The organism is Stenotrophomonas sp. YJH_SMC_82 (assembly GCF_059368875.1).
Genome location: NZ_JCAFSE010000003.1, coordinates 487,422 through 511,486, shown reverse-complemented (window position 1 = coordinate 511,486; position 24,065 = coordinate 487,422). Strand labels below are relative to the sequence as shown.

Sequence of the window (24,065 nt, the reverse complement as noted above, 5' to 3'; positions counted from 1 at the left end):
CCTCAACGGGGGCGGAACAGATAGTGGGCGACCAGCCACTGCTGGCCGTCGTCGTAGCCGAACAGCTCGGCGCATGCCATCCAGAACATGCGCCAGCGCTGCCACCAGATCTTCGCGGCGGCCTGGCCGTAGGTCGCGACCAGCACCGGCATCACCGCCTCGCGTGCTGCATCCTGGTTGGCCAGCCAGTGGTCGGCCGTGCGCTGGTAGTGGGTGCCGTCCAGCAACCAGCGCTGGTCAAGCCGCAGGTCGCGCTGGAAATGCAGCAGCGTGTCGGCCGCCGGCATCAGGCCACCAGTGAAGAAATGGCGGCCCATCCAGTTGTCGCCGCCCTCGGTCTCGAACGGGTACATCAGCGTGCGGTGGGCGAAGATGTGCACGAACAGCGCGCCGTCGGGCTTCAGCCACTGGCTGATGCGCGCCAGCAGGCGCTCGTAGTTGCGCACATGCTCGAACATTTCCACCGAGACGCAGCGGTCGAAGCGTGCGGTTGGCAGCTCGAGCTGGTTGACGTCGCGGGTGATCACCTCGACGTTGTGCAGCCCCCGGGCCTGGCACTGCGCCATGATGTGCTGGCGCTGGCTGTGCGAATTGGACACGGCGGTGATCGCGGCGGTGGGATAGCGCTCGGCCATCCACAGGGTCAGCGAACCCCAGCCGCAGCCCAGTTCGAGGATCTGCTGGCCATCGGCCAGTCCGGCGCGCTGGCCGTACAGCTCCAGCATGGCGTCCTCCGCCTGGTCCAGCGTTTCGCGCCCGGTGGGGTAGTAGCAGCTGCTGTACTTCAGGCGCCTGCCCAGGCAGGCCTGGAAGAAGGCCGCCGGAACCTCATAGTGCTGGCGGTTGGCCGCGTCGGTATGCAGCGCGAGCGGGCTGTCGGCCAGCTCGGCGATGCGACGGCCGAAGCGTGCGGACTGTGCTTCGATACCGCCCAGCATTTCCTCGTGCAGGCGTTGCGCGCACAGGCGACGGATGCCGGCGCGCAGCGCGGCATCGGGAACCAGGCCGCGTTCGGCCCAGGCGATCAGCCCGGTTTCCGCGTCGTCGGCCGGGGTCAGTGACGGAATCGCGCTCATGCGGAATGCTCCTTGGAAGGACGAGGGAACCAGGGGAAGAACATCGGCGTGCTGCGCTGGTAGGCGCGGTAATCGTCGCCGCGGCTGCGCAGCGCCTGCTTTTCGGTGAATGGAATGCCGCTCAGGTAGCGCAGGAACACATACATCAGCAGCGGGCCGGACCACGCCAGCCACCACAGCGGCGAGCCGACCGCGAGCAGGACATAGCTGAACCAGTGCAGCCACTCGAAGAAGTAGTTCGGGTGGCGGGAGTAACGCCAGAGCCCGTCGCGGCAGGTGCGACCCTGGTTTGCCGGATTCGCGCGGAACCGGGCCAGCTGATGGTCGGCCAGGCTCTCGCCGCCGACGCTCAGCAGCCAGACGAGTGCGGCGGCCACGACCCACAACGTCATGCTGGTCTGTGGATTGGCAGCCACCGCGACGAAGGGCAGGGCGAACAGCACGACCAGCAGTGCCTGGGCCATGAAAAAGCCGAAGATCTTGGCTTGATGCCCTTGCCAGTACTCGCGCAGATAACGGTAGCGACCGTCTTCCTGTTCATGGCGGACCCGATGCCACAGGTGCAGTGCCAGTCGGCTGCCCCACAGGCCACCGAGCACGCCCAGTGCAATGCGTGGCGCCGCCGCACCATCGCCGAGCCACGCCAGCAACAGGGCCGAAGCACCCACGCCCTTGGCCCAGAGCACATCGACCACGCCGATGTTGCGGTGGCGCCGCTGCCAGGCCCAGCCCCAGCTCATCACCAGCACGGCATACAGCAGTACCCACACCAGATTGATCATGACGGCGCTCCGGCCAAGGGCGGTGGAATGGTGCGGGAGCCGCGACGAGCGGCCATGCACAGCAGCGAAAGCGCGATGCTCCAGCCCACCCCCAGTACCAGCAGGCCCTGCCACAGCGGCGTAGTGAATCGAACCGCATCGAAACCGCGCGCTGCGGAGAGATAGGCCAGCGGGGCCAGCAGCAGGCCGAACGCGGCTGGCAGGGCAGGGTGGCGAAGCAGGAAGCGCATCGAAGTGGTCAGCGTCATCGCAAACGCGGCCCACAACGCCATGATCCAAAGGGGTGGCGTCCAGCCCAGCGGGGCCGCGGCGTAGCGTACGGTGCCGCTGGCGGCGGCACTGGCGTCGACCAGCCACGCGCAGGCCAGCGCCAACAGCATCAGCCGAAGATCCAGCCGAGGTTGCGGCGAGGTCAGCAGCTGGCTGCCGATGTAGAGCGACGCTGCCAGCAGCGCCGGCCATTGCCAGCCGCGCCCGGCGCCGGCCACGGCGCACAGCCAGACCAGCTGGTTGCCAAGCAGATTGGCCCAGAACCGGCGCACCTCAGCCGCCTTGACCCGATGCGCCAGCGGGACGATGCCCGGGGCGCGCCAGCAGCAGATGCGAAACGCCGATCGAACGCTCCAGGAAGCCGCCCTCGCAATAGGCCAGGTAGAACTCCCACATCCGGCAGAAGCGCGTATCAAAGCCCTGTGCCTGCACAGCGGGCAGCTGGGCAAGGAAGCGTTGGCGCCAGGCGCGCAGGGTCAGTGCGTAGGAGTGGCCGAAATCCTGCTGGGCGACCAGCTGCAGGTCACTGGATCGGGTCTTGGCCGCCATGATCGCGTTGATCGACGGAATGAAGCTGCCCGGAAACACATAGCGCTTGATGTAGTCGACGCTGCGCCGTGCCTGCTCGTAGCGGTGATCTTCGATGGTGATGGCCTGCAGCAGGGCGACACCATCGGGCTTGAGCAGGCGCTGCAGCGTTGCCATGTAGGTGTCCAGGTATTCGGCGCCGATGGCTTCGATCATCTCGATCGATACCAGCTTGTCGAACTGGCCCTGCAGGTCGCGGTAGTCCTGCATCAACAGCGTGACCTTGTCCTGCAGCCCGGCGACGCGGACGCGCTCTCTGGCCAGTGCATGCTGCTCGGCGGAGATCGTGGTTGTGGTGACGTGGCAGCCGTAGTGCTGCGCCGCGTGCAGCGCAAAACCACCCCAGCCGGTACCGATCTCCACCACGCGGTCGCCCGGCTTGAGCTGCAGCTGTTGGCAGATGCGGTCCAGCTTGCGCCGCGAGGCGGATTCCAGCGACTCGCCCTCTTCGGCGAACAGGGCCGAGGAGTACATCAGGTCCGGTGACAGGAACAGGGCGAAGAAGTCGTTGCCGAGGTCGTAGTGCGCGGCGATGTTGCGGCGGCTGCCTTCGCGGCTGTTGCGGCGCAGGCGGTTCCAGCCGCGCAGCAGCCAGCCTCCCACGCGCGCTGGGCCGTGTTCCATGCTGTCGAGCAGATCGCGGTTGCGCACGAGCAGCCGTATCAGGGCGACCAGGTCGTCACAGCGCCATTCGCCATGGATGTAGCTTTCGCCGGCGCCGACGCTGCCCTGGGCCGCCACCTTGCGATAGAACGCCGGGTCCTCGATGGTGACGGTGACATGCAGCTCACCGCGGGCATCGCCCAACCAGACTTCGCCCAGCGCGTCGCGCACGCACAGGCGGCCGTCGCGCATCGGGGCGAGCTGGGTCAGCAGGCGGCGGCGCAGGAAGGCATCCAATGCGCCGGGGCGCGGCAGCGCGACCGAAGGAATCATCGAATTCATCGCGGTTTCTCGGCAAGGGTAGGGTGGTCGTGTACGGGATTGCGTTTCAGCCACAGCCGCAACGCATGCCAGTGGATGGCGGCCACCACCTGGGTGGTCATCAGTGGATAGCAGGCCAGGACGCGGGCCAGCCCGCGGCCATCCAGGGGGTGTCGTTGCATGACCTGGGTGGCATCAAACTGGCGCGCGCCGTCGCGCCAGACCTGCATGTGCACGCGCAGGTCCTCATCAGGGCAGTTGAACCGCCAGTCGTAATGACAATCCATCGGCATGAAGGGCGAGACATGGAAGCATTTGTCGAACCGCCAGCGCAGCGAGGTGCCTTCCTGCGTGGCCGTTGCGACCGGCAGCACGTAGGCGTGACGTTCCTTCCAGGGTGTGTTGGTGATCTCGGCGACGATGCAGTCCAGCGTGCTGCCATCGGCCCGGTAGCAGTAGTAGAAGCTGACCGGGTTGAACACGTGACCGGCGAAGCGCAGATGGGTGAGCAGGCGGACCGGGCCGGTGGGCCGGTAGCCCAGGGTTGATGCAGCGTGGTCGCGCACTGCATCGGCCAAGGGCCGCGCGGGATCGCCGAAGTAGTCGCTGCGACGGAACTCGGCCAGATTGCGGCGATTGATCGACCACAGCCAGCGCCCGGCGAACACGCTGTCGAGTTCATCCAGGTCGAGCAGCAGCTGTGCGATCGGATAGCGGAACGCATGCGGGTGTGGCAGGTGCCTGCGGTGCGCCACCTGCCCGAAGTAGAGCGCACTGGCGCTCATGCGGCCACCTCGCCGGGAGCCGCCATGACGTGGTGCGGTTCACAGGTGCGCAGTGCATCGACCACGCGGCGGGCGCTGCGGATGCCGTCCTCATGGAAGCCCCAGCCCCAATAGGCGCCTGCGAACCAGGTGTGGCGGCGGCCCTGCAGCTCGGCCCAGCGCTGTTGCGCGCGCACTGCGGCATGGTCGTGCACCGGGTGCGCATAATGCAGGGTGCGCAGCACCTTGCCCGGGTCGATTGCCTCGCTGCGGTTGAGCGTGACCACCAGGGGCGTGCTGCCGGGCAGGCCCTGCAGCTGGTTCATGCAGTAGCTGACCGTGCAGGGCGCGGCAGGGTCGCGGGGCACATGGGCATTCCATGCCGCCCACGCCTTGCGGTTGCGCGGCAGCAATGACGCGTCGGTGTGCAGCACCGCTTCGTTGGCCTGGTAGCGGATGGCGCCGAGCACGTCGCGTTCGATGGGGTCGGCGTCACGCAGCAGCGCCAGGGCCTGGTCGCTGTGGCAGGCCAGGATGACCTCATCGAAGCCTTCCACGCCGGCCGCGCTGTGCACGCGAGCGCCCCACGGCATGCGCTCGACCGACTGTACCGGGCACTCCAGCCGCTCATGCACCCGCCAGCGGGCGCGCAGGGCATCGACATAGCGGGCCGATCCACCGCTCACCACCCGCCACGGTGCACGCCCGGTCATCTGCAGCATCTGGTGGTTGGCCATGAACTGGGCCAGATAGCGCGCCGGGAAGTCCATCACCGTGGCCGTCGGGGACGACCACAGCGCGGAGGCCATCGGCAGCAGGTGCTCGTCGATGAAGGCATCGCCGTAGCGCTGGCTGCGCAGGTACTGCCCCAACGTTGGGCCCTCGTCTTCTGCCAGCAACAGGGGGGCATCGCGGTAGAACCGGCGCAGGTCGGCCAGCATGCCCCAGAACCGCGGCGACACCAGGTTGCGGCGCTGGCAGAACAGGCCATCCAGCGAGGTGGCGTTGTACTCCACGCCGCTGCGCTCGCTGTGCATCGAGAAGCTCATCGTGGTCGGCTGCGAGGCTACGCCCAGTTCGTCGAACAGTGCGGTCAGCAGCGGGTAGTGCTGGGGATTGAACACGATGAAGCCGGTGTCCACCGCCATGCGGACGCCATCCACCTGCACGTCGTGGGTGTGGGTATGGCCGCCCAGATAGTCGTTGGCCTCGAACAGCGTGACGTCGTGTTCGCCGTCCAGCCACCAGGCGCTGGCCAGTCCTGCAATGCCCGAACCGATGATCGCGATGCGCATGTCAGTACCTCGCCTTGGCCAGCACCCATTCGGGAATCGGCTTGAGCCCTTTGACCAGCCCAAGCGCCGCCATCGCGCGCAGTCCATACCAGGTCAGGTCCACTTCCCACCAGCGAAAGCCCTGGCGGACGGTGCCCGGGAAGAAGTGGTGGTTGTTGTGCCAGCCTTCGCCGAAGGTGAGCAGCGCCAGCCAGAGATTGTTGCGGCTGTCATCGCGGGTCTCGAAGCGGCGGCGACCGAAGCGATGGGCCAGCGAATTGATGGTGACCGTGGCGTGGAACAGCACGATCGTGGAGATGAAGAAGCCCCACACCAGCAATTGCGAGCCGGAGGTATGCAAGCCTGGCGCCCAGCGCTCCAACCCGGCGCCCAGTGCATACAGCGCTGCGGCCAGCAGTACCGGCACAGCCGTATCGAAGCGGTCCAGCCAGCGCAGCTCCGGGTAGCGCGCCAGGTCGGGCACCCGCGACAGGTCGGTGGCAAAGGCCTCGCGGGTCAGGAACCAGCCCATGTGGCTGCGCCAGAAGCCGCCCTCACGGGGGGAGTGCGGGTCCAGCGGCTGGTCGGCGTGACGGTGGTGGTGGCGATGGTGGGCGGCCCACCACAGCGGCCCGCGCTGTACGCTGGAGGCGCCTATCACCGCGAACACGAACTGCACCGGCCGCGATGCCTGGAAGGTGCGATGCGAGAAGTAGCGGTGGTAGAACGCCGTGATGGCGAACATGCGCACCGCATAGAGTGCTGCAGCCACGATCACCGCTGTCCACGAGATGCCCACCCAGATCACCGCGATGCAGGCCAGGTGCATCAGCGCGAAGGGCACGGCGCGCACCCAGTCGATCCGCCCCGGCCGCTCGTCGGTGGCCTCTGCGGCGTTGCCGGTATCGAACCAGCGCTGCAGCGTGCGCAGCAGGCGCCAGCGTTGACGGGGGAGGGGCGCTACAGAGGCCATGGCGGATCTCGGCGGGTTTCGTGTCTTCCTCTACGCGGCAGAAGGCCCACTGGATGCGGAGCGCGGCAGGAAATTTAGATTTCACCTGGCCGTAACGGTGCAGCGATCTGTCAGCGGCTGCGCCCAGGCCTGCTGCCATTCGCTGGCGGGGCGACCAGCCGCTGCGGCGATGAAGCGCACCGTCACCTGTGGATAGGCACCGCGTTGATCGCGCAGGTTGCTGGTGCCACGGAACTCCAGCAGGCGCTGGTCAGCGCTGGCGTATACCAGCGCAAGGCGTGGCGCGATGCCGCCGTACCAGGTGTCCAGGCTGACCTCGATCGACTGCGCATCGATCCCCTGCCAGCGCTGCGGGCCGATGCGCCTTACCTGCACCGGGAAGTAGCGCTGCCGCGCTGGGACCAGGAAGGGCAGGGTCACACGCTCGCCGCGCATGAGCGCCTGCCAATGCAGGCGCACCGCCGCGTCGAACCCTGCGTCGATGACCGCGCCGGTCGGCAGGTCGAGCTCGCGCTGCACCGGTGGGCTGCCGGCATCCTCCTTCCACGCGATCGAGACCCTGCCGCTGGCGGCCTCGACCTCGGCCTTCTGGCCGCTGCGCCGGTCCTCCAGGGTATAGCCGCGCGCCTGTGGGGCCGCGCTGGCCGGCAGGTGCTTGCGGGCGAAAGGCCGCCCGTCCGCGCATTGGTACAGCACCCAGCGCTCGGCACCCTCGGCCGCATCGCGTCGCCAGTGCACCTCGCGGTAGAGCAGGTCGCCGCGCGACGACGTTGCTACCCCCTCGCTTCGCAGCCAGGGCGCGGCCAGCGCAACATGGGGCAGGCACAGCAGCAGCCAAGCGGTACGCATCGCGTTCATCCGGGAAAGGAGGGCTGAGGTCATACGGCGGGGATGGGCGGTTGGATGCGCCTGCAGCGGCTGCATCCAATCACGGCCCCTGCGCGTAAAGAGGACAGACCTTCACCCGCCCGCCGCGAACGCCGATGTACCCTGACGCCGCCAGCAACCCCCTCAACTTCGATACCGCACGCATCGTGTCCAGTTCCCAGCAGCCGAGCAGCGAGCCGACGAACTGGGCCGGTGACATGGACGGCGTGGCACGGCTTCGTGACCGCGACTGTTTCATGCGGATCTATGATTACTTCATGCCGCGGCTGTGCGTATACCTGCGGGGCCTGGGCGTGCCTGACGCGGTGGCCGAGGAACTGGCGCAGGAGAGCCTGCTGCGGCTATGGCTGCGCGCGGCCGACTTCGATCCCGCGCAGGGTGCGCTGAGCACGTGGCTGTATCGCATCGCCCGTAACCTGCACATTGACCGCATCCGCCGCGAGCGCAGCTGGATGCAGGTGCAGGCAGCCGTCGAGGACGCAGCAACCCTGGATGTGATCGAACGCAGCAGCGCCGAACAGTTTGCCGACCAGGCCCGGCTGCGCCAGCGCATCAACGAACTGCCCGCCGTGCAGGCGCGCTTGGTGCGCATGTCCTATTTCGAGGCCAAGAGCCACAGCGAGATCGCCGAGGCGATCGGCATGCCCTTGGGCACGGTCAAGTCTCATCTGCGGCGCGCGTTCCTGCAGCTGCAGGCCAAAGTGGGAGGTGCGCTGTGAACCCGCGCCACCACCTGCACGAATCGACGTTGATGAGCTATGCCGCAGGCGCGCTGCCCACGCCACTGAGCGTGGTCGTTGGTACGCATCTGGAGCAGTGCCCGCACTGCCGCCAGCGCCTGCGCGAGGCCGAGGCGATCGGCTCGGTGCTGCTCGAGCAGACCCAGCCGCCCGCGCCTGATCCACGCCGCGAACAGCTGCGCGAGGCCATGCTGATGCAGCTGGCTGCGGAAATGCCGATTGCCATGGACCAGGCCGCGCGTCCCGTGCCGAAGGAGCGGCCCGAGGCCGACCCGGACCATCTGCCTGCCTCGCTGCACCCCTACTTCGGGGCATCGCTCAGTGGGTTGCGTTGGCGCTGGATGGCGCCCGGCGTGCACTGCATCCGTGCCGAGCAGATGCCTTCGCTGATCATGCTGAAGATCGCCCCGGGAAAATGCCTGCCCATGCACAGCCATGGCCGCAGCGAGCTGACCCAGATCCTGCGCGGTTCCTACAACGATGCGCTGGGGCTGTTCGCACCCGGCGACGTGGCGGACCTGGATGAAGACGTGGAGCATCAGCCGGTGACCGCGCCGGGGGTGCCGTGCATCTGCGTGTCGGCGCTGGATGCACCGCTGGTGTTCAGCGGGTGGCTGGCGCGCAAGATCCAGCGGTTCGTGAAACTCTAGTGCGGCCCTGGCCATGGCTCAGGCACAGACATTGCGGATTCTCCTGACCGGCGCTGCAGGCCTGGTGGGGCAGGGCGTTGCCCTGGCCTGCCAGCGTTCGCCGCAGGTTGCCGGCTTGACCGCGCTGGTGCGTCGCCCGGGCAGCCTGCGCGGACCCGGCAGCGAACGGGTGGTCCCGGACTTCCTGCACATCGACGCGCAGCGTGATGAACTGGCCGGGTACGACGCATGCTTCTATTGTGCCGGTGCGCCACCGGTTGGCACTGCCGAGGCCGAGTACCGGCGCGTGACCCTGGACACCACACTGGCAGTGGCCCGCGCCTGGGCTGCGGTGAATCCGCAGGGGTCCTTCCTGTATGTCTCCGGCGCAGGCGCGGACCCGCAAAGCCGGCTGATGCCGCTGCGGGTGAAGGGCGAGACCGAGCGGGCGTTGCAGGCGCTGCCGCTGCGCGCGGTGATGCTGCGTCCGGGCGGGGTCCGGCCGGTGCCGGGGACAGGTACCCGGCATGCCCTGTTGAAACCCCTGTACTGGGGCGGCGCACCGTTGATGAAACTGGCCGGTGCGCTCGCGCCCTCGCTGATGACCAGCAACCTGGCGCTGGGCATGGCCATGATCGCCCTGGCCGGAAGAGAAAACCCGCCGGCCACGATCGAGTGCGCGGATATCAACCGGATCGCGGCAGGCATGCGCGATGCGTCCGCCTGACCTCAGCGCGGCGCAGCCTCCAGCGCGGTGCGCACTGCCAGCGCAAGGTCACTGCGGGTAAATGGCTTTGGCAGCAGGGCGGCTGCACGCCCCTGCGCGCCAACCGCATCGTGGTCGCGTGGATAGCCTGACGTGAACAGGACCGCGATTGCCGGCCAGCGTTCACGCACCTCACGCACCAGCTCCCAGCCGGACATGCCCGGCATCACCACGTCCGAGAACAGCAGGTCGACCTTGGTGTCCGGCCGTTCCAGCAGCCGCAACGCCGAGGGGCCGTCGTGCGCTTCCAGCACGCGGTAGCCCAGCAGGCGCAGCGCATCGACTGTATGCGCACGGACATCGTCGTTGTCCTCGGCCACCAGCACGGTTTCCTCGCGTGGCGAGTAGCCGGCCAGGCCCGTCTGCGGGACGCGAGCCTCGCAAGGCAGCGCCAGAGGCGAGCGCGGGAACATCATGGTGATGCTGGTACCGCCGCCTTCCACCGAATCGATCAGCACGTGGCCACCGGACTGCTTCACGAAGCCGTGCACCATCGACAGGCCGAGCCCGGTGCCGCGGCCGACCTGCTTGGTGGTGAAGAACGGCTCGAACACGCGCGCCAGGGTGGCCGCGTCCATGCCGTGGCCGTTGTCGCGCACCCGCAGCATCACATACTCGCCGGGGGAAGCATCCGGGAACAATGCGGCGTAGTCGTGGTCGAGGTGGCTGTTGTCGACTTCGATCACCAGGCGGCCGCCGTGCGGCATCGCGTCGCGCGCATTGACCGCCAGGTTCAGCACCGACGCTTCCAGTTGGCTGATGTCGATCTCCACGCACCAGATGTCCTCGGCGGTGCGGATGTCCAGTTGCACCAGTTCGCCCAGCGCCCGCCGCAGCATGTCCTGCATGTCCAGCAGGCACTCGTTGAGGTTGGCTGCCTGGCTGTGCAGCGGCTGGCGCCGGGCAAAGGCGAGCAGGCGCTGGGTGAGGCTGGCGGCACGGCCAACCCCCTTCAGGGCATTGTCCAGGGCACGGCTGGCCATCGCGCCGGCTTCGCCGGCCCGTTCGCTGAGCAGCATGGCGTGCTCGATGTTGCCCGAGATCACCGTCAGGATGTTGTTGAAATCATGCGCGATGCCGCCGGTGAGCTGGCCGACCGCCTCGATCTTCTGCGACTGGCGAAGCGCATGCTCGGCCTGCCGCCGCGCAGTAGTTTCCACCGCCTCCGATACCACGGCAGTGGCCACGCCGTCGGCGTCCAGCAGCGGGCGCAGCGAGACGTCGAAGCTGCGCCGGCCGGTGGGCAGTTCCAGCTCGAGGGAATGCAGCGAGTTGCGACCCTGCGCCGCCGCGGCGACGGCCTGGTCAACCACCGCGCCGACGCCGTCGGTGTTGGCGAACCACAGGGATTCGCCGAAGCGCTGGCCGACAATGTCCTTCTTGTCCGCCAGCACGGCGGCCAATGAAGCGTCATTGGCATCGACCACGCGCCCGGACAGATCCAGCAGCACCTGATGCTGGAAGCTGGATTCAAAGATTGCCTGCAGCCGCCGTTTGCTGGCCCGCAGTTCGGCGGTGCGCGCCTGCACCTGCTGCTCCAGGGCCTGGTTGTCCTCACGCAGGGCCAGTTCGGCCTGCTTCAACACCGATACGTCGCTGCCCATGCAGATGTAGCCGGCCACGCTGCCATCGGCGGCATGCTCCGGCACGCAGTCCATCTGCACGAATCGTGACTGGCCGCTGCGATGCACGAGCTCGACCTGGAAGCTGGTGCGCTCGCCCTGCAGCACGCGTTCCAGGCTGGGGAGGGCACGTTCGAAGGCGCTGATGCCGCTGACATCGCGGGCAAGGCGTCCCAGCAATTCGGCCTGGCTCACGCCATGCCAATCCAGGAACGCCTTGTTCGCGAAGCGGTAGCGGTGGTCCTTGTCGAGCCGGGCGATCAGCGCCGGAACGGCGTCGGTCACCTGCTGCAGCTGCGCCTGGCTCTCATTGAGCGCAGCCTGCGCCTGCACCAGCTGGTTGCGCTCGTGGGCTTCCTGCCGCGCGCGACGGATGGCATCCGGCAAGCGCTGCAGGCGCTGCTTCACCACATAGTCGCGTGCGCCGCGGGTCAAGGCCTGCACGGCCAGCTCTTCGGTCAGGGTGCCGGAGACGAAGATGAAAGGCGTGTGCGGGATGCGCTCGCGCGCCAGCGCAAGGGCGGCATCGCCATCGAATCCGGGCAGTACGTGGTCGGCCAGGATGATGTCGAAGGGGCGATTGTCGATCGCCTCGATGAACGCATTGCGGGTCCACAGCCGCTCGGCCTCGAAGTCGAGGCCTGCGCGCTGCAGCTGTGCGCTGATCAGCTCCGCGTCAAGCGCGCTGTCCTCCAGCATGAGGATGCGCAGGCGCTCACTGCGGCGCGATCCATCACGCATGGTGCTGCCCCGAACCGTTGGGCCGGTGCGGCGGTGGCTGGTTGGTGATGCCCCAGAACATGCCCAGCCCCTGGATGGCATCGAAAAATTCCTTGAAATCGACCGGCTTGACCACGAATGCATTGACGCCCAGTTCGTAGCTCCGCACCAGATCCTGTTCCTCGCGCGAGGAGGTCAGCATCACGATCGGGGTGCTGCTCAGCTGCGCGTCGCCACGGACCTGCTCGAGCACCTCCAGGCCGTTGACCTTGGGCAGCTTCAGGTCCAGCAGCACCACGACCGGGCCGCCGTGCATGGCGCCGGCGAACTTGCCTTCGCAGCGCAGGTAGTCCAGCGCCTCGGCGCCATCGCGCACGTGGACGACGTCGTTCAGCAGCTGGCAGCGTGACAACGCGGCCATCGTCAGCTCGGCGTCTTTGGGGCTGTCCTCGACCAGGAGGATCGGCCGCAGGTCCCTCATGGGTGATCTCCTGTGGAACGGGGTAGGGTGAAATGGATCGTGGCGCCCTTGCCGGGCTCGCCCTCGGCCCAGGTGCGGCCGCCGTGGCGGCCGATGATGCGGCGCACATTGGCCAGGCCGATGCCGGTGCCTTCGAATTCCTCGACGTGATGCAGGCGCTGGAATACGCCGAACAGCTTGTCCACGTAGCGCATGTCGAAGCCGCAGCCATTGTCGCGCACGAAGAAGTGGTCTTCGTCGTCGTTGCGCTCGTGGCCGATCTCGATGACCGCCTGCTCGCGCTCGCGGGTGAACTTGATCGCGTTGCCCAGCAGGTTCTGCCAGACCAGGCGCAGCATGGTCGGATCGGCCTCGACTTCCGGCAGCGGCGCCAGCGTCCACTGCACGTCGCGGCCGGCATAGTCCAAGGCGAAGGACCTGCGCACGTCCTCGGCCAGCGCAGCCATGTCCAGCCGCACCCGGCCCACCGTCGAGCGGCCCATCTGCGAGAAGCTCAGCAGGTCGTCCACCAACGTGCCGGCCGATTTCGCCGATTCCACGATGGTGTCGAGGAAGCGCCGTTCGGTGTCGTTGAGACGCTCGCCCGCAGAGCTGCCCAGCAGCTCCGAGTAGCCGACGATGTGGCGGAAGGGAGCGCGCAGGTCGTGGCTGACCGAATAGGAGAACGCTTCCAGTTCCTTGTTGCTGCGCACCAGCTGTTCGTTCAGCTCCGCCATTTCCTCGGCCTTGCGCAGCACGATGTCGACAATGGCGGTGCGCATTTCGTGCGCGGCATCGCAGTCGGCATCACTCCACGGCAGGCTGCGCTGCTGCACGGTCTCCTTCCACGCCTCGAACGAGTTGCGCGGCGACAGGGCCACGCCGGGTGCCTCGGTCTTGCGCGGGTCGCCCCCCCAGCGCACGGTGCGCACGACCTCCGGCCGGAACCACATCAGGTAGCTGTGATGGAGCTGCGAGATCGACACCGCCAGCAGGCCGCTGGCCACGTCGGTCAGGCGCGCGGCAGGCGACCAGTCGGCGGCCAGATGATCGGTGCAGTACATCTCCTGCCCGGCGTGCTGGTTGGCCAGCCAGTCGGCCAGGGCCAGCACCTCGCTGGTGGGCGGGCACTGCCCCACGCGCATGCAGTCCCCCTTGTGCACGATGGCCGCGCCGGCCGCGCCGGTCAGGGACAGCAGGCTGGCCTCATCGTGGCGCAGCGCAGCCATGAACTCTTCGTCCCCGGCCATCCGTGCCAGCAGCTTGACCAGCACCGAGCGACGGGCCACGCGTTCCTCGATCGCGCGCGCGCGCTCCTTCAGCGCGATCTGCAGCGACAGGATCTGGCCCATGAACTCACAGGCCGTACGCACGTGGTACGGCAGGCGGCGCGGCTGCACCGCGTGGCAGGACACCAGGCCCCACAGCCGCCCTTCGTGCACCAGCGACACCGACATTGATGCCCCGGTGCCCATGTTGCGCATGTACTGCAGGTGCACCGGCGAGACGCTGCGCAGCACGGCCAGGCTCAGGTCGGTGGGAGGCGCGTCGCGATGCGCTTCCGCGCGCAACAGCGGCGCAGGGGTGTAATCGCTGTCCGCAATCAGGCGCACCCGGTTGCGGCGGTACAGCTCACGCGCCTGGGCGGGGATGTCCGATTCGGGGAAGCGCAGGTCCAGATAGGATGGCAGCAGGCCGTTGCCGTCCTCGGCCACCACCGTGCCATTCCAGCCTGCATCGAACTGGTAGACCAGGGTGCGGTCGAAGCCGGTGAGGCGTCGCACATGCGCGGCGGCCAGCCTGCACAGGTCTTCCACCGTCGTGGCGGTCTCGATGCCGGACATCAGCTCGCGGATCGCCGGGTACAGCTCTTCCAGCGAACCGGGCTGGCCCGGAACCGGCGCCTCCAGTTCAACCAGAAGGTCGGTTGCAGACCGGTGCACGAGCAGCTGGTGGCGGCCATGGCCATCCAGATGCACCGCGCCCACGTGTGCGCTGCTGCCGACCGTGGCCTGCTGCAACACCGCCTGGAACGGCGCCAGCACGCCACCCAGCACCTCGGCGACGTGTTGCATCAATGGCTCGCCGAACTGCTGCAGCAGGGCGGGGTGGCTGATGGCGCGCTCACGCACCTGCAGCGAGTGCGGTTCCACCACCAGAAGCACACCGTACGGCTGGATCGCGCCGGGGGTATGGATCGGTTCGCGCGCGCAACGCGACAGGGCAGCGTCGTGCGTGGGCTCAGCAGAAGGCATCAAGGGCGGGACTCATGATTCGTGAAGGGCAGGAACGACCCAGCGGTGTATCCGGTAACCATGGATGGTGAAGCAAAAGAGCGTATCCGCCTACCTCCCTGTGCATGTGGCGTGTCCTCCATCTGAAACTGAATTCTTCATACAAGCAGCGATGCGCATGCGGCAGGCGTCTCTGCCGGCTTCGCGGCCAGTGCATCTGCGCTGCACGCCGGCTCGACAGCGGCTGCCCTAGGGTGGCTCGACTTCCGTCGGATACCACGCCCGTGAACCTGCAGACCCTGCCTTCTACGCCGTACCGCATGCTGGCTGACAGTTGCCAGTTCGAACTGCTGGATGTGGATGCCCTGCAGGACCCCGCCAGTGGCCGGTTGCTGCACCTGTATTCGCTGGTGGCCCGTTGCCTGTCCTGCGAGACGGTGTTCAAGGCCGAAGAAGGACAAGGCCTGGTCAGCCATTCGTCGGCGCGTGTGGTGCGTTGCCCCACCGGCTGCGGGCAGCAGGCGTTCAAGCCGGCGCTGTTGAGGAACTGGCGCCCACAGGTCGTGGCCCAGGCGTGAGTGATGCGGCGCGCTGTCACAGTAGCCCGGGGTTGGCTCGCCAGACTGCGAAATTGAGCGCCGAGGCGAAGCAAATCCAGGCCAGATAGGGCAGCAGCAGCACGGCTGCCATCGTGCGGACGCGCACGAACGCGAGCATCGTCGCGCACACCAGCGCCACCAGCACCAGGATGTCGGCGAAGGCGAGGGCGCCCAGCTTCCAGCCGAAGAACAGCCAGCTCCACAGTGCATTGATGGCCAGCTGCACCAGATAGAGCCACAGCGCAGGCCGCGCGCCGCGCCAGCCGCGCTCCCGCCAGACCAGCCACGCCGCAATCGCCATCATGGCGTACAGCAGGGTCCATGCCGGGCCAAACACACCGGCAGGCGGCGCCCATGCAGGCAGGACGAGGGTGGCATAGAAGCTGGCGGCGGACGTCGAGGCCCACGCGCCCAGTGCGGCGGCGGCGAAGGTGATCGCCACCCATCCCAGAAGGCCATAGGCCTGTGTGCGCTTGTTCATTGCGTGCAACTCGTCAATTGGGGCGTCGGTGTATACGCACCGGGGCCGCCAATGGATGCAGACGGTTGCCTTCAGTGCGACGAGCCTGCAGCACCCGCGCCCTGGCCCGCTGGCAGCAGCGAAGGCTGCTGGTCAAACCACTCGCGTGCCCTGGCCAGATGCCATTGGCGCTGGTCGCCGTCCAGCTCGATGCCCGCACCCAGCAGCCCCCACCGTAGATAGAGATCACCGCGCTTGCGCTGTTCCAGCAGATCCAGCCGCGCGCGTACCGACAGGCGGTCGTTCTCGGCCTGCAGGCCATCGATGACCAGATGGCCAGGGCGCCAGCGCAGCGTCGCCTGCGCCTGTACCTGTCCGGAATCCAGCAGGGACAAGGTCCAGCGCGGGTAGTCGGTGCGCTCTGCGAACAGCGCCAGCAACGGTCGCGCATCGCTGAGATCGAGGTCCGTGGTGGCATCCACCTGGAACGGCGACTGCGCATCGATGCGCCCACGCCTGAAGTCCACGCGGCCTTTCCATGCCGTCGAGCCCTGCGTGCCCGCCACCTGCACGTTGCGCAGCTCGACCGTGGTGCCGGACAGATCGAAATGACGCTGGTTGAAGTCTCCCCGGCGCAGTGTTGCGTTCACGTCGATATCGCCGCCCATGTCCAGCCCTGCCACCTTTGCACTGGCGTTGCGCCCCAACAGCCGGGCCGTGCCATGGCCGACACGCCCGTCGGTATCGAGGGTCGCATCACCACTCACGGTGCCGGTGCCACGGAGCAGTCGCACCTGGGGCGAACCCAGGTAGCGGTTGTAGGCGGTCAGATCAGGGATGGTGGCTTCACTGAAGCGCAGCTGCGCGCGGACGCCTTTGCGCAGTTCCTGCAGGCGGCCATCGCCGGTCAGGTCCAGGGCCAGATCCCGGCCGTCGAACAGGCGTACGTCCTTGGCATCGCCTGGCCGCGCGGTGAAGCGGGGCAACCGGACGGCCAGCCGCGCCTGGCTGGGCGTGCCGGCCTTCAGTTCGCCGTGGGCACTGGCCGTGCCTGCCAAGCGCACACCCGCCACCTCGGCCACGGCTTCGGCCGCAGGAATGTCCACGGTGCTGCCTTCGGTCAGCTCGCCGTTGCGAAGGCGCAGGTCCGCCTTCAGCGTGCCGCCGCCATCCAGCTGCAGCCACGGCTTGCGCACGAACAGGGCAGGGATCCAGTTGAGCGAGGTGAACGTCCATTCGCCGCGCACTGTGCCAGAGCTGCGTTCCAGCAGCTGTGCGGGCTGTTGGAAGGGAATGTCCCGGCCACTGATATGCATATCGGCATCCACCTCGCTGCCTGAACCGGACTTTGGCGGCAAGCGGGCCTGCAGGCGCAGGTCCTTGGCCACATTGAGTTGCAGCGCCAGCATGCCGCGATCGGGGGCGCCGTCGCCCAGGTAGAGCGGCACCTGCCACAGCGCGTGGTCGCCGGGCTGCAGTTGGCCATCGATCAGGTGGAGTGCTGCCTGCAGCCGTCCGGGCACTGGTGCGCTGGAGATCTTCGGCGTTGTGGCATTGGTGTCCATGCGCAGGCCCTGGCTGCGGGCATCGACCTCGAGCTGGGCATGCAGCAGCTTCAACTTGGCCAGGCCGGGCGCCTGGTCCCGATAATGGCGCGGATAGCTGAAGCGCGCGGTGAGATCCATGTCGCCCAACAGCTGCACGCCGTCAAAACTGGTGTCCGCATCGCTGAATGCAACCTCGGATTCGAACAGTTCCGACGGCCCGCCGCGCAGCTGCTTGAGGAAGCCCACCGTGCCCTGGCCCTGGCCGATGATCAGCAGCTTGCCGAAACGTGCGCTGCGGATACTGTCGCTGTGGATGGCGTCGAAGCGCAGGGTCCAGCCCCGGTTGCTGCGCGGCGGTGGCGGGATGGCCTCTTCCACGCGGCTGATCTCGGCCGAAACCCCGGTGGCCTGCAGCCGGGGCACCCGCACCTCGCGCTGGAACAGGGGCAGCACCGCCAGACGAGCGCTGGCGCGGTCGGCGTGCAGCACGTAGACCGTGTGGTTCACATGGCCGCGCATGTGTACATTCCAGGCGATCACGTGGCCTGGCAGCACGGTAATGGCCGGCCCAGTGGTCATCACGAACTTGTGCGGCTTGCGGTTGGTGACCTGGTCGAACAGGGGTGTGTTGAGGAAGATGTTGCCGGCCAGCAGGTACAGCAGGTAGATGCCCAGCAGGACGCAGGCAGGAACACGCCACCGTCGAAGCCGGTGCGGGATGTGCGCGGAAACAGGGGGCATCTACTGCTCTGAAGGCCGGAATATCTGCAACTATTGCCGAGCCGATGGCGGTGGCGCGTGAAGCAGCTACGGAGCAGGCGTTGGATTCTGGTAGTGTCCGGCCTGGTCACCACCACAGATCTGCAGGAGTCGCATGGATATCCTGCCCGCCCGTGCAGGCGATTTCGACGTGATGTGGGGCATGTTCAAGCAAGCCATTGCGACGCAGGATGCGCTGCCCTTTGCTGGCTCTTTCGCTGTCGAGACGTTTCGCGCGCATTGGTGCCAGGCCGAGGCACCTCATGTAGCTGTGCTGGAGGGCCGGGTTGTGGGCATGTACAAGATGGGCCCGAATTTCCCTGACCTTGGGGCGCATGTGGCCAGCGCCACGTATGTGGTCGACGCCGCGACACAGGGGCGGGGCGTGGGCCGAGCCCTGGTGGAACACAGCCTGGAGCTGGCGAGGGCGGAAGGGTTCCTGGCCATGCAGTTCAATTACGTGGTCAGCACCAACGGCCCGGCGGTGGCGCTGTACCGGAAGCTGGGGTTTGCGGTGGTTGGAACGCTGCCAGAGGCCTTCCGGCATGGCAGGCGCGGGTTGGTCGATGTCTTCGTGATGCACAGGTTCCTGTAGTGCCGTCGCCAGGTCGGCCGCATCAATCAGCATTCTTCGGGAGTGTGATGACGAATGAGGTGCGGCCATCACGCCATCGTCCACGAACAGTGCCGCGGTGCGCGTGGCAGATTTCCCGCACCAGGAACAGGCCGAGGCCAAGGCTCGCGTGTTCTCCCTGTGACGCGTTGAGCGAGCCTCGGCGCAAGGGATCGAACAGGCTGTTGAACGCTTCGTCCGACAGTTCGGCCCCCGCGTTGCTCACCGTGATCAGGGTCTGGTCGGCGAGGCTCTCAAGGCTGATCCGCACATCGGTGCCGTGTTCGCCGTACTTTGCGGCGTTGGTCGTGAGGTTGTGAACCGCCTCGCGCATCGAAGAGGCATCGAAGCAACCGCGGGCATCGCCTTCAACCTCATACGTGATGGGGACGTGGGGCAGGGCAGCGCGGAGCAATTCGACTTCCTCGCCAAGCGATTGGGCAAGATCGCAGTCCACCGGATGAATGGCCATCCCATCGCCCAGCTTGCTGCGGCTGTAAGCCAGCAGGTCGTCCAGCAGCTTTTTCATGCGCATGCTGCCGTTGATGATCCGCTCAGCCTGCTTGGCCAAAGCTGGGTCCTGCAGCCCACTGGCCAGGGTGTCTGCCGAGAAGATGATCGCTGCCAAGGGGCCTCGGAGATCATGCCCGAGCGCCGCGAGGAAGATCTGCCGCCAGGATTCGACCTCGGCAGAGAACTGAGCAAGGGATTCGGCCACCGCCTGGTCGATGGCCTCATTGAAACGAAGGATGTCATCGATCGATGAAGTGACCAGCCGCTGGTCGGATGCCCATCGCCGAAGTACCGAAGCCCGAAGCGCTCGATACTCAGCCACCATCTGGTTGAGGCCAAAGCCGGCGATGGCGCGGGTTCGGCCATGATAGGACGCGGCGGACTCGGGGCCGGGTTTCAACGGTGCAAGCCCGTGGGACTTTGCGAGCTGCTGGGAGTCTGTCTGCGGCGATCTGAGATCGTCTATGACCGCCTGAAGAATCTGGGGAAGATGATTCCGAAGTTGCTTTGCGCTGAACTCGACGGTATCGGGTGCCTGCGTTTCGGCGAATGCCACCGCGTCGTCGAGGATTTCCCGCGCATTCCGTTCGATAAAATCAGCCAGGCGCATCGCCAAACCCGTCCTTAAGTGGTGCGCCGAGCCTACACGAGGGCGTTTGGATACGGGGTGAGAAAGGCTCGGCCTGTGGGGCGCGGTTCTGCCGGTGTTGGGGCGGCCATTTGAAGGGGGAGCCTGCGGCGCGGGTTGGGCCCGGGCGGCGGTCGCCCGGGCCAGTCTGGCGAGAACATAATATACATTATGCGAAATGCTGTAGCGGGCGTGATCCGGTTCGTCGGCTCGATCTGGCAATGGCTGCGGCTCTGGCTTGGCTCTTGCTGACGAACCAGGTAAATCTGTTACCAAGCGCCAGGTAAAAGTGTTACGTGTTCGAACACAGCGCCTTTAGAACATGAGCCTTTGCTCATCATCCTACGATCCTATTCCGGCCTGGCATGCCGAGTGCTTCAAGCCAAGATGCAGCCATGCTGCCCGCGCTTGGGCGGGCTCAAGCTAAGGATTCTTTCGAAAGAACTTCAAATGCAGCCATCGCGCCCGCACTTGCACTCCGAAGCGTCAGGTACCATGGCATAGATGCTAAGGCTCAACTTCCGAGACTCCCTCAATGAACGACACTGATCGAGAGATCATGCTGGTTGCCATGGTAATCGTCGGATTTGCGGTCTCATTCGTCTGTTGGGCTGCCTGGCTAGCTCGCAGAACGCGACTTGCGCGGAGTCAGCGAACTGGCCTCCGGCGCAAATGAAGCCGGCCCGTTCTTTCGTGTGCCCTGGAAGGCGGCACAGCGCTATTGTTTTGGGCGTCTGCGAGCCGCAGGCGGACGAACTTCTTTGGATCGCTTGAGCGCCACTTCCAGCTGCGCTGGCAAATTTCGAAGCCCTGAAAGTTGCCCCTCAAGCGCGTCACATTTGCCGCGCAGGATATCGGCAGACTGACTAGCCGTGGCGGCCGCTGATTGGGCGGCCTGGATGTCCTGACGCAGCTGCTTCTCAAGGGCCCTGTGTTGTTCGGATGCCTTGCTTTGCTGCACCTGGAGTTCCTTCACCTCCTGGCGGGCTCGATCCACATCGCTGAGCGCTCGATTCTCGACAGATCTGACGTACTCGGTCCAGTCCTCCCGCTCAGATTTCGCCGTCTCTAGGGCCTCGTGAAGCCGGACGTCGAGTTGCTGTCTCGCTGTCTCGGTTCGGTCGGCTCTTCGACGCTCGAGGTCGCGCTGCTCTGCAAGTTCAGAGATCTGTAGCTGAAGCTGGTCGACCAGGTGCTGTAGCTCTGAAGCTTGGGTCGTTGCAATTCTCTCCCCGGTGATTGCAACGTCACGCTCTGCACGCATTTGCGCCAGCTCTTCAGCCGCAAGTCGGGAACTGACCTCCAGCGCATCACGCTCGGAAGCTAGGGCCCGCTCGGACGATGCAAGCTCTCGACGGGCGGCCTCCTGGGCATGCTTCAGCGCCAACTCCCACCATTGCCCGGCGAGTTCTACCAACACCGCTGGCGCATCTTCCAGGTCCGGACGCGCTGGCTGCAGGCGAGTGCCAAGTCGGTTCCACCATGTTTCCAGCCAGCGGGTCACCGTGTTCGGCGAGCCTGTCCCCAGGTGAGCCCGGATCCGCTCTACGGTTGGGCGTTCGCCCTTGGCGACCAACTCGTCGGCAGCGGTATGGACGTCAGTTTCGGTGATGCCGCGGGCCATGCGAAGTCTCCTGTACTGGCACCCTACTCTGCTGATAACGTACTCGTGATAAGTGATGATTATCGAGGGTACGCTCCTCTCGGCGTAGCGTACATTACATAGTATGAAAGATGTTTCCACAATTCCCATGCTCTCCGCGGCGGCTACCAACCTAGCCCTGCCCGAACAGCTGGCCCGACAGGCTGCTGATGCGGTCCGCGAGCTGCTGGCCGAAGCCGCGGCTGAGAACACCACCCGCAGCTACACCAGCGCCCTGCGCTACTGGGCTGGCTGGCATGCGGCGCGCTACGGAATCGAGTTGGCCTTGCCGGTACCCGAGGCCACCGTGCTCCAGTTCGTAGTCGATCACGTACAGCGCCGCTCGATCCATGGCGAGTTGGCATGGGAACTTCCACCAGCCATCGACCAGGCCTTGGTGGCCGCTGGCCTCAAGGCCAAGGTCGGCCCGTGGACCTTGGCCACCGTGCGCCACCGCGTTGCCGTGCTGTCCACCGCGCACCGACTCAAGCAAGTGGCCAATCCCTGCGAGCAGCCGGCTATCCGCACCGTACTCAGTCGCGCGGCGCGGGCCGCGGTTAGGCGCGGCGAGCGCCCACGCAAGAAGACTGCGATCACCCTGGCCGAGCTGGAGGCCATGTTGGCCACTTGCGACGACAGCCTGGAAGGAATTCGGGATCGCGCCCTACTCTGCTTCGGGTTCGCCAGTGGCGGCCGCCGGCGCAGCGAGATCGCCGCCGCCGACCTGCGCGACCTGCGGCGGATCGGCGAGGCGGGCTACATCTACCGGCTGGAGCACAGCAAGACCCAGCAGGCCGGGGTTACGGCCACCTCGACCCCGGACAAGCCGGTGCTCAATCGGGCCGCCCTCGCGCTGCAGGACTGGCTGGACGCAGCCGGGATCACCGAAGGGGCGATCTTCCGGCGGCTCTGGAAACAGCGGGTCGGCCCCGCCTTGTCCCCGGCGGCTGTGGGCGAGATTGTCCAGCGGCGGGCTCGCTTGGCCGGACTGGAGGGCGATTTTGGCGGGCATAGCCTGCGCTCGGGGTTCGTGACCGAGGCCAGCCGCCAGGGCGTTGCCCTGCCGGCAATCATGCAGCTGACCGAGCACCGGTCGGTGTCGAGTGTCATTGGGTACTTTCACTCCGGCGAAGCCTCTAGCAACCCTGCGGCTCGCCTGCTGGAGGATTGACTACGCCGCGGTCCAAGGGGAAATGGGGTGCAGGCGTGTGCAATGGTGAGTGCCGCCGCCAGACGGAATAGAATACAGCCGGGATGCCATCTTGTAGCCCATCCGTGTTCGACTTCCGCCGATACCCTCTGAGACATCAATGTCGCATAAGCGCGAGCTGACTAATCCGAAGCCCCGACGCGAATCAGCCGAAGGTCGCGCCCACTGGTATCCCTACTATGCGGGATATTCGCCCGCTTTTGTCGCAGATATCCTAGATCGATTGCAGCTTGGTCCTGATGCCTCTGTTCTTGATCCATGGAACGGATCGGGAACAACGACCACCGTTTGCTCGCTGAAAGGGGTGCATTCGCGTGGCTTCGACATTAACCCGGCGATGATTGTCGTCGCTCTGGCGCGCCTACTGCCCGAGAACACAGCATCTAGTTTGGCTCCGCTCCTTAAAGCAATCGTTCAGCATGCAAAAGCCTCCTCCGGTCCTGCTGTGCTGGAGGAGCCTTTGCTTGCTTGGTTCGGTCCGGAGACTTCGATAAAGTTGCGAGCGGTAGAACGCTCCATCCGCCACCTGTTAACTGAGGATGCGCGGAGTACCCTTCAGAGTCTTGGTGCGGTCGAAAACCTCTCGTCGCTCTCAGCATTCTTTTACGTGCTGCTCTTCCGCCTAGTAAGAAGGGCGCTGAAAAGTTCCGCTACAACCAATCCGACCTGGGTTAGAGCGAGAGCAAAGAATGTGCGCGCTATGCTCACGTGGACCGACATTGCACAGGGGCTTACCGCAGAGCTCCAAGGGATTAGGCTCTTCGATGACTGCAACCAGGAGCGGTTTGCCTTTGCACAGGCGCATGTGAGTATTGGTGATTCCCTTAAGATTAATGTTGCGGACAGCAGTGTGGATGCAGTAATTACGTCCCCACCCTATTGCACTCGAATCGACTATGCGGTCGCAACACGCGTTGAACTAGCCGTGCTGAACATGGATTCCCCGGCTAAATTTGAAGAGCTTCGGCGCGGAATGCTTGGTACAACTTTGGCCAACAAGACTGTCGGCCAACCCCTTAAAAGTGAGTCTGCAAACATTCTTCTAGATAGGATTCGATCTCACCCGTCAAAGGCATCTTCGACCTACTATTACTCGACCTACTCGGACTACTTTTTTAAGTTGGAATCCTCTCTCGCTGAGATTGCGCGCACCCTTAAGTCTCGCGGGACGGCGACCCTCGTGGTTCAAGATTCGTCATACAAGGAGTTGCATGTTGACCTCGCGACGGCAGTCACAGAGACGTTTTCAAAGCTGGATGTGACGGCCAGCGAACGCTGGAATTTCCCAGTCTTACGATCAATGCGGCAAATTCATACCGGTGCCCGCAGTCACAGCGCCAATTGGCGCCCAACAGAATCAGTATTGCTATTCGAAAAGAACTGA

Annotated in this window: 22 protein-coding genes; 7 read left to right on the top strand and 15 right to left on the bottom strand. The window is 65.9% G+C overall.

Annotated features, from left to right (window positions below):
* Window positions 1-2: 2 nt before the first annotated feature.
* From AC5P53_RS15085 to AC5P53_RS15050, 8 genes are all read right to left on the bottom strand, one after another.
* A complete protein-coding gene (locus AC5P53_RS15085; RefSeq protein WP_100450030.1) occupies window positions 3-1,076 on the bottom strand; it encodes an SAM-dependent methyltransferase in 1,074 nt (357 codons plus the stop codon).
* Window positions 1,073-1,858, bottom strand: a complete 786-nt coding sequence (locus tag AC5P53_RS15080) for a DUF1295 domain-containing protein (protein ID WP_241886803.1) — start codon at window positions 1,856-1,858, stop codon at window positions 1,073-1,075. Before AC5P53_RS15080 ends, AC5P53_RS15085 begins: the two co-directional genes overlap by 4 nt.
* Window positions 1,855-2,400 carry a DUF2878 domain-containing protein gene (locus tag AC5P53_RS15075; RefSeq protein WP_014647125.1) on the bottom strand — a complete coding sequence of 182 codons (546 nt, stop codon included), beginning with the start codon at window positions 2,398-2,400 and terminating at the stop codon, window positions 1,855-1,857. The genes AC5P53_RS15080 and AC5P53_RS15075 overlap by 4 nt, the downstream gene beginning before the upstream one ends.
* Before the next feature lies 1 nt (window position 2,401).
* Entirely contained in the window at window positions 2,402-3,661 is a 1,260-nt protein-coding gene (locus AC5P53_RS15070; protein ID WP_241886804.1) for a class I SAM-dependent methyltransferase, read from the bottom strand.
* Window positions 3,658-4,425, bottom strand: coding sequence for a DUF1365 domain-containing protein (locus tag AC5P53_RS15065; RefSeq protein WP_014647127.1), 768 nt, complete (start codon window positions 4,423-4,425; stop codon window positions 3,658-3,660). The genes AC5P53_RS15070 and AC5P53_RS15065 overlap by 4 nt, the downstream gene beginning before the upstream one ends.
* Window positions 4,422-5,699 (bottom strand): NAD(P)/FAD-dependent oxidoreductase, encoded by a 1,278-nt coding sequence (locus AC5P53_RS15060; RefSeq protein ID WP_049439856.1) that lies wholly within the window; start codon window positions 5,697-5,699, stop codon window positions 4,422-4,424. The genes AC5P53_RS15065 and AC5P53_RS15060 overlap by 4 nt, the downstream gene beginning before the upstream one ends.
* A gap of 1 nt (window position 5,700) precedes the next feature.
* On the bottom strand, window positions 5,701-6,651 hold the full coding sequence (locus tag AC5P53_RS15055; protein WP_049439853.1) for an acyl-CoA desaturase: 951 nt from the start codon (window positions 6,649-6,651) through the stop codon (window positions 5,701-5,703).
* An 81-nt stretch (window positions 6,652-6,732) separates the two neighbouring features.
* Window positions 6,733-7,500: a hypothetical protein gene (locus AC5P53_RS15050; protein ID WP_049439851.1), complete on the bottom strand. Its 768-nt coding sequence runs from the start codon at window positions 7,498-7,500 to the stop codon at window positions 6,733-6,735.
* Between the two features lie 134 nt (window positions 7,501-7,634).
* Between AC5P53_RS15050 and AC5P53_RS15045 the strand changes: the two genes are divergently transcribed.
* From AC5P53_RS15045 to AC5P53_RS15035, 3 genes are read left to right on the top strand one after another with little or no spacing between them, the layout of a single operon-like run.
* Window positions 7,635-8,258 carry a sigma-70 family RNA polymerase sigma factor gene (locus tag AC5P53_RS15045; RefSeq protein ID WP_014647131.1) on the top strand — a complete coding sequence of 208 codons (624 nt, stop codon included), beginning with the start codon at window positions 7,635-7,637 and terminating at the stop codon, window positions 8,256-8,258.
* The gene (locus tag AC5P53_RS15040) at window positions 8,255-8,929 is read left to right on the top strand and encodes a ChrR family anti-sigma-E factor (RefSeq protein WP_049439849.1); all 675 of its coding nucleotides are present in this window, start codon (window positions 8,255-8,257) and stop codon (window positions 8,927-8,929) included. The genes AC5P53_RS15045 and AC5P53_RS15040 overlap by 4 nt, the downstream gene beginning before the upstream one ends.
* A gap of 13 nt (window positions 8,930-8,942) precedes the next feature.
* Window positions 8,943-9,635: a Rossmann-fold NAD(P)-binding domain-containing protein gene (locus AC5P53_RS15035; RefSeq protein WP_049439847.1), complete on the top strand. Its 693-nt coding sequence runs from the start codon at window positions 8,943-8,945 to the stop codon at window positions 9,633-9,635.
* A gap of 2 nt (window positions 9,636-9,637) precedes the next feature.
* Here the strand turns inward: AC5P53_RS15035 and AC5P53_RS15030 are convergent, their stop codons facing one another.
* The 3 genes from AC5P53_RS15030 to AC5P53_RS15020 are packed head-to-tail and all read right to left on the bottom strand — an operon-like array spanning window position 9,638 to window position 14,731.
* Window positions 9,638-12,037, bottom strand: a complete 2,400-nt coding sequence (locus tag AC5P53_RS15030) for a response regulator (protein WP_164076853.1) — start codon at window positions 12,035-12,037, stop codon at window positions 9,638-9,640.
* A complete protein-coding gene (locus tag AC5P53_RS15025; RefSeq protein WP_049467664.1) occupies window positions 12,030-12,497 on the bottom strand; it encodes a response regulator in 468 nt (155 codons plus the stop codon). The genes AC5P53_RS15030 and AC5P53_RS15025 overlap by 8 nt, the downstream gene beginning before the upstream one ends.
* Window positions 12,494-14,731 carry an ATP-binding protein gene (locus AC5P53_RS15020; RefSeq protein WP_241886807.1) on the bottom strand — a complete coding sequence of 746 codons (2,238 nt, stop codon included), beginning with the start codon at window positions 14,729-14,731 and terminating at the stop codon, window positions 12,494-12,496. Before AC5P53_RS15020 ends, AC5P53_RS15025 begins: the two co-directional genes overlap by 4 nt.
* Window positions 14,732-14,994: 263 nt before the next feature.
* Here AC5P53_RS15020 and AC5P53_RS15015 point away from each other — a divergent pair, with 263 nt between their 5' ends.
* Window positions 14,995-15,288, top strand: coding sequence for a hypothetical protein (locus AC5P53_RS15015; protein ID WP_014647137.1), 294 nt, complete (start codon window positions 14,995-14,997; stop codon window positions 15,286-15,288).
* 16 nt (window positions 15,289-15,304) lie between these two features.
* On the opposite strand, the gene AC5P53_RS15010 is transcribed toward AC5P53_RS15015, so the two are convergent.
* Together AC5P53_RS15010 and AC5P53_RS15005 are read right to left on the bottom strand one after the other, a co-directional pair.
* Window positions 15,305-15,790, bottom strand: a complete 486-nt coding sequence (locus AC5P53_RS15010; protein WP_049439841.1) for a TspO/MBR family protein — start codon at window positions 15,788-15,790, stop codon at window positions 15,305-15,307.
* A gap of 71 nt (window positions 15,791-15,861) precedes the next feature.
* Window positions 15,862-18,057 carry a hypothetical protein gene (locus tag AC5P53_RS15005; protein WP_241886808.1) on the bottom strand — a complete coding sequence of 732 codons (2,196 nt, stop codon included), beginning with the start codon at window positions 18,055-18,057 and terminating at the stop codon, window positions 15,862-15,864.
* 133 nt (window positions 18,058-18,190) lie between these two features.
* Between AC5P53_RS15005 and AC5P53_RS15000 the strand changes: the two genes are divergently transcribed.
* Window positions 18,191-18,670 carry a GNAT family N-acetyltransferase gene (locus tag AC5P53_RS15000; RefSeq protein ID WP_495227451.1) on the top strand — a complete coding sequence of 160 codons (480 nt, stop codon included), beginning with the start codon at window positions 18,191-18,193 and terminating at the stop codon, window positions 18,668-18,670.
* A gap of 22 nt (window positions 18,671-18,692) precedes the next feature.
* Here the strand turns inward: AC5P53_RS15000 and AC5P53_RS14995 are convergent, their stop codons facing one another.
* Window positions 18,693-19,811, bottom strand: coding sequence for a sensor histidine kinase (locus tag AC5P53_RS14995; protein ID WP_241886810.1), 1,119 nt, complete (start codon window positions 19,809-19,811; stop codon window positions 18,693-18,695).
* A 736-nt stretch (window positions 19,812-20,547) separates the two neighbouring features.
* Complete coding sequence (locus AC5P53_RS14990) at window positions 20,548-21,453, bottom strand: DNA-binding protein (protein WP_069138563.1); 906 nt, start codon at window positions 21,451-21,453, stop codon at window positions 20,548-20,550.
* Between the two features lie 103 nt (window positions 21,454-21,556).
* Here AC5P53_RS14990 and AC5P53_RS14985 point away from each other — a divergent pair, with 103 nt between their 5' ends.
* On the top strand, window positions 21,557-22,642 hold the full coding sequence (locus AC5P53_RS14985; RefSeq protein ID WP_241886821.1) for a site-specific integrase: 1,086 nt from the start codon (window positions 21,557-21,559) through the stop codon (window positions 22,640-22,642).
* 139 nt (window positions 22,643-22,781) lie between these two features.
* Window positions 22,782-24,065, top strand: a complete 1,284-nt coding sequence (locus tag AC5P53_RS14980) for a site-specific DNA-methyltransferase (RefSeq protein WP_241886822.1) — start codon at window positions 22,782-22,784, stop codon at window positions 24,063-24,065.

What these genes read in the sequence shown, in the direction of transcription:
- AC5P53_RS15085 (WP_100450030.1), bottom strand. Translation starts at nt 1,076, where the DNA reads ATGAGCGCGATTCCGTCACTGACCCCGGCCGACGACGCGGAAACCGGG.
- AC5P53_RS15080 (WP_241886803.1), bottom strand. Translation starts at nt 1,858, where the DNA reads ATGATCAATCTGGTGTGGGTACTGCTGTATGCCGTGCTGGTGATGAGC.
- AC5P53_RS15070 (WP_241886804.1), bottom strand. Translation starts at nt 3,661, where the DNA reads ATGAATTCGATGATTCCTTCGGTCGCGCTGCCGCGCCCCGGCGCATTG.
- AC5P53_RS15065 (WP_014647127.1), bottom strand. Translation starts at nt 4,425, where the DNA reads ATGAGCGCCAGTGCGCTCTACTTCGGGCAGGTGGCGCACCGCAGGCAC.
- AC5P53_RS15060 (WP_049439856.1), bottom strand. Translation starts at nt 5,699, where the DNA reads ATGCGCATCGCGATCATCGGTTCGGGCATTGCAGGACTGGCCAGCGCC.
- AC5P53_RS15055 (WP_049439853.1), bottom strand. Translation starts at nt 6,651, where the DNA reads ATGGCCTCTGTAGCGCCCCTCCCCCGTCAACGCTGGCGCCTGCTGCGC.
- AC5P53_RS15050 (WP_049439851.1), bottom strand. Translation starts at nt 7,500, where the DNA reads ATGCGTACCGCTTGGCTGCTGCTGTGCCTGCCCCATGTTGCGCTGGCC.
- AC5P53_RS15045 (WP_014647131.1), top strand. Translation starts at nt 7,635, where the DNA reads ATGTACCCTGACGCCGCCAGCAACCCCCTCAACTTCGATACCGCACGC.
- AC5P53_RS15035 (WP_049439847.1), top strand. Translation starts at nt 8,943, where the DNA reads ATGGCTCAGGCACAGACATTGCGGATTCTCCTGACCGGCGCTGCAGGC.
- AC5P53_RS15030 (WP_164076853.1), bottom strand. Translation starts at nt 12,037, where the DNA reads ATGCGTGATGGATCGCGCCGCAGTGAGCGCCTGCGCATCCTCATGCTG.
- AC5P53_RS15025 (WP_049467664.1), bottom strand. Translation starts at nt 12,497, where the DNA reads ATGAGGGACCTGCGGCCGATCCTCCTGGTCGAGGACAGCCCCAAAGAC.
- AC5P53_RS15020 (WP_241886807.1), bottom strand. Translation starts at nt 14,731, where the DNA reads ATGCCTTCTGCTGAGCCCACGCACGACGCTGCCCTGTCGCGTTGCGCG.
- AC5P53_RS15010 (WP_049439841.1), bottom strand. Translation starts at nt 15,790, where the DNA reads ATGAACAAGCGCACACAGGCCTATGGCCTTCTGGGATGGGTGGCGATC.
- AC5P53_RS15005 (WP_241886808.1), bottom strand. Translation starts at nt 18,057, where the DNA reads ATGCCCCCTGTTTCCGCGCACATCCCGCACCGGCTTCGACGGTGGCGT.
- AC5P53_RS15000 (WP_495227451.1), top strand. Translation starts at nt 18,191, where the DNA reads ATGGATATCCTGCCCGCCCGTGCAGGCGATTTCGACGTGATGTGGGGC.
- AC5P53_RS14995 (WP_241886810.1), bottom strand. Translation starts at nt 19,811, where the DNA reads ATGCGCCTGGCTGATTTTATCGAACGGAATGCGCGGGAAATCCTCGAC.
- AC5P53_RS14990 (WP_069138563.1), bottom strand. Translation starts at nt 21,453, where the DNA reads ATGGCCCGCGGCATCACCGAAACTGACGTCCATACCGCTGCCGACGAG.
- AC5P53_RS14985 (WP_241886821.1), top strand. Translation starts at nt 21,557, where the DNA reads ATGAAAGATGTTTCCACAATTCCCATGCTCTCCGCGGCGGCTACCAAC.
- AC5P53_RS14980 (WP_241886822.1), top strand. Translation starts at nt 22,782, where the DNA reads ATGTCGCATAAGCGCGAGCTGACTAATCCGAAGCCCCGACGCGAATCA.